The organism is Siphonobacter sp. (assembly GCF_048595215.1).
Classification (GTDB): Bacteria; Bacteroidota; Bacteroidia; order Cytophagales; family Spirosomataceae; genus Siphonobacter.
Window position 1 is genome coordinate 1 of sequence record NZ_JBMDWJ010000222.1, and the last position, 3791, is coordinate 3791.

5 protein-coding genes are annotated in these 3791 nt (G+C 47.5%); 4 read left to right on the top strand and 1 reads right to left on the bottom strand.

The window, feature by feature from the left end; all coding sequences use genetic code 11:
* The 3 genes from ACOJTG_RS13905 to ACOJTG_RS13915 form a co-directional block, all read left to right on the top strand.
* On the top strand, positions 1–198 hold a 198-nt coding region (locus ACOJTG_RS13905), incomplete at its 5' end, for an ABC transporter permease (protein WP_420154374.1).
* A gap of 4 nt (positions 199–202) precedes the next feature.
* A complete protein-coding gene (locus ACOJTG_RS13910; protein WP_420154375.1) occupies positions 203–973 on the top strand; it encodes an ABC transporter ATP-binding protein in 771 nt (256 codons plus the stop codon).
* Positions 973–1998, top strand: coding sequence for an MlaD family protein (locus ACOJTG_RS13915; protein ID WP_094814004.1), 1026 nt, complete (start codon positions 973–975; stop codon positions 1996–1998). Before ACOJTG_RS13910 ends, ACOJTG_RS13915 begins: the two co-directional genes overlap by 1 nt.
* Positions 1999–2163: 165 nt before the next feature.
* Here ACOJTG_RS13915 and ACOJTG_RS13920 read toward each other — a convergent pair whose 3' ends face one another.
* Positions 2164–3090 (bottom strand): DUF2911 domain-containing protein, encoded by a 927-nt coding sequence (locus tag ACOJTG_RS13920; protein WP_420154376.1) that lies wholly within the window; start codon positions 3088–3090, stop codon positions 2164–2166.
* An 80-nt stretch (positions 3091–3170) separates the two neighbouring features.
* On the opposite strand from ACOJTG_RS13920, the gene ACOJTG_RS13925 reads away from it, so the two are divergent.
* The gene (locus ACOJTG_RS13925) at positions 3171–3707 is read left to right on the top strand and encodes an NUDIX hydrolase (RefSeq protein WP_420154377.1); all 537 of its coding nucleotides are present in this window, start codon (positions 3171–3173) and stop codon (positions 3705–3707) included.
* Positions 3708–3791: the final 84 nt, after the last annotated feature.

Here is a 3791-nt window from a genome sequence, read left to right on the forward strand (position 1 = left end):
GTTTTTGCCTCGATTACCAAATCGTTCGTTTTTGGATTCACGATTGGAACGGTAGGCTGTTATAAAGGCTACCATTCTTCCAAAGGAACGGAAGGGGTTGGAAAGGCGGCCAATACGTCGGTAGTACTTTCCATGTTTCTGATTTTCATTGAAGAGCTGCTTTCGCTGCAAATTGTCATGGCACTACTCCCCGGATGATCTTATGAAGAAACAGGCAAAAATAGATACGAGTAATAAAGTCATCGACATTCGCGGACTGAAGAAGTCTTTCGGTAGCCTGACGGTACTGCGAGGGGTTGATCTCGACATATACAAGGGTGAGAACTTAGTAGTACTGGGTCGGTCCGGTACGGGTAAGTCCGTTTTGATTAAAATCATTTCCGGGTTACTGAAAGCCGACGAAGGGTCGGTGAAAGTACTGGGCGAAGAAGTAGGGACGCTCAATTCCAAGGAACTGGACGCACTACGCTTGAAGATTGGTTTCTCGTTTCAGAACAGTGCTCTCTACGATAGTATGACCGTCTATGAGAATCTGGAATTTCCTCTGATTCGCAACGTACGTAACCTGAGTAGAAAGGAAATCAATGCGGCCATCGAAGAAGCTCTGGAAGACGTAGGCCTGTCGCAAACGATTCATCAGATGCCTTCCCAGCTTTCGGGTGGTCAGCGGAAACGGATTGGTATCGCTCGTACCCTGATTTTGAAACCTGAAATCATGCTGTACGATGAACCCACGGCGGGTCTGGACCCGATTACTTCCGCGGAAATTAATAATTTGATTAACCAGGTTCAGGCTCAGCACAATACGACTTCCATTATCATTACCCATGATTTGACCTGTGCGAAAACCACGGGTGACCGTATTGCCATGTTACTAGATGGCCAATTCCAGCGTCAGGGTACGTTTGAAGAAGTATTTGTCTCGGATGAAGAACGGGTGAAACAGTTTTATGAATATAATTTTATTGACTAATGAGCACAGGAGAAAACAAACGATCGGTTCAGGTAGGAATTTTTGTATTCCTGGGCGTCGTCATATTTGTGGTAGGTGTACTGTTTCTGGGCGGACAGCAAAAACGCTTCATTAAAAGTATTGAAGTATCCGCCGTTTTTGATGACGTTGGAGGCTTGAAAACGGGTAACAATGTCTGGTTTTCCGGCGTGAAAGTCGGGACGGTCAAGCAGGTACACTTCTACGGGAAATCGCAGGTAGAGGTGACGATGAATATTGAAAAAGAAGCCCAGCAGTACATTCACAAGGATGCCCGGGCGGCCATCAGCTCCGAGGGCTTCATTGGTAATAAAATTGTAGTGATTGAAGGCGGCTCTCCGCAGCTGGCTATGGTAGACGACGGCGATATTATCCAGGCGAAAACCGTACTGGGTACCGATCAGATCATGGAAACCCTGCAGGAAAACAACAAAAACCTGCTTAAAATCACGACCGACTTTAAAGGATTGGTGTCAAAAATTGCCCGTGGCAAAGGTACCGTCGGAGCTGTATTAACCGATTCACTGCTGGCTGAACAGTTCCGTTCAACGATTAATAACCTAGAGCGAGCTTCGGCTAATGCAAACCGTATGTCGGGTTCCCTTTCCAACTACGCTGCGAAACTTAATACGAAAGGCAGTTTGGCCCATGAACTGGTAACGGATACGAGCGTGTACGCCAACATCAAAACGTCCGTGCGGCAATTGCAGCAGGCAACTTCGTCCGCCAAAGAAATTGCCGATCGGGCATCAGTAGCGACCAACAATGTGGTATCCGCCAGTAACCAGTTGAAAAGCACGGATAACACCCTTGGATTGTTGCTGAACGATAAAAACACGTCAAATGACGTAAAATCGCTTCTGAAAAACCTGGAAAGTAGTAGTCAGAAGCTCGACCAGAATATGGAAGCTCTCAAGCACAATTTCCTACTGCGGGGTTACTTCCGTCGGGAAGAGAAGAAAGCAGCCAAAGCGGCGAAGGACTCTCTGAAAAACGCACAACCTTAGTGCGTTTGGAGTTTTCAGTTTAGGGTTTTCTGTTTTCAATGAATGGTCTGAAGCGAATCAATAGAAACCGAGCGTACTACTTCTCTATAAACAAAAGATCCCGGATATCTCCATCCGGGATCTTTTGTTGGGTAATAACGAGTAACTAACAACTAAACGTAGCGATTAGGCTTTTTTCTTCTTTCCAGAGACTTTCTTCTTCAGCTCATCTACCGAGGGTAGTTTCGACTGAATGTCTTTCAAACCATTTTCGATCTGGCCTTTAAAGAATACGTTGAAGGCATTATCCGGGTTGGCATTGCCCAGAGCCAGAGCTTTCTGAGCTACAGGCAGGGCCTCCTTGAAGTTAGAAAGCTTCATGAGCAATTGAGCCTTCGTCCAGAGCTTCTGGTAGTTTTCACCTGCTGCCAATGCTTTATCGATGAGCGTCAGGCCTTTCTGTAAATCTTTGCCCTGACTCAGGTAATAATTAGCTGCCCGTTGATTTACGGCTGGATCTTCCGGTTTTTCAGCCAGCGATTTCGCTACACCCGCTTCTACCAGAGCCGATGTCTTCACGGCTACTTTCGTAGCGACCATCGTTTGATCCCAGCCAAAGTTGAAGTGAGCCGTACTGTCCGTCAGATCCGAAAACCAGATCGTAAACGATTCCAGTTTCCCGTGATTTTGCGGAGCTACATTCACGCGTAAAGCGTCATCTTCGGGTTTGTAGCTTTGTTCAGTAGCGTTCACGTCTTTGTTGAAAATAACTGTCCAGTTACCCGATGCTGCTGGGATACTAAACAGGGAATAAGTACCCGCGGGTAAGTTTTGTCCTTCAAAACTAGCGTCCGTACTCAGCTTAACCGTGGTAGCGGCATTGGCTCCCGTACGCCAGACTTGTCCATAGGGACGAACCGTTTGGGCATCAGCGGCGGCACCGAAGGCAGCACGGCCTTTCAGACCTGGTCGTGAATAGTTTACCTGGAAGTCAGTTATACCAACCGTTTGAGTAACGCTAGCGGCCGGACTAGGCGAAGGCGTACGCTGGGCATGGCTCTGAAAGCCAATGAGTAAGCCCAGAGATAAGGCTGCAAAAAGAGATGATTTCATGTGTGTAATGCAAAAAACAATGGATTATCGCTAACAAAGTAGGCATATTTGCCCGGGGTTTCCAAGATTCACCCCCGCTTATGAATCGACAAAGATTACTACAGTTACTAAATGGTTACGAAGCCGACACGGCGGAAGAACAAGGGATGAAAACGGAATTGACCGCTTTCGTCCAACAATACGAAGATTGTTTCGAGCGAACCTTACTCGTAGGTCACGTGACGGGATCGGCCTGGGTCTTGGATGAAACCCGCACCCAGGTCTTACTGATGCATCATCGCAAACTCAATCGCTGGTTTCAGCCCGGTGGGCACTGCGATGGGAATCCGGACGTACAGGAAGTGGCTCAGCGGGAAGCCTGGGAAGAAACGGGAGTTACCGTAAACCCTGTAAGCGAGGCCATTTTTGATGTAGATATTCACACCATTCCAGCCCGCGGCCAGGAACCGGAGCATTTGCATTATGACGTCCGCTTTCTGTTTGAAGCCGATGCGACGCAGCCGATCGTCATCAATCAGGAGTCGAAAGACATTCGCTGGGTACCGCTAGCAGACGTTACTACGCTTAATGACGAAGAGTCCATCGCCCGGATGGTACGCAAAACCGTACGGTTCTAAGAGCATGTTCACGACGAGTCCAAGGGTTAGATCACTTGGACTTGTTAGTTAAGAATGGTTTTGGATGGCATTATAGTATAAATT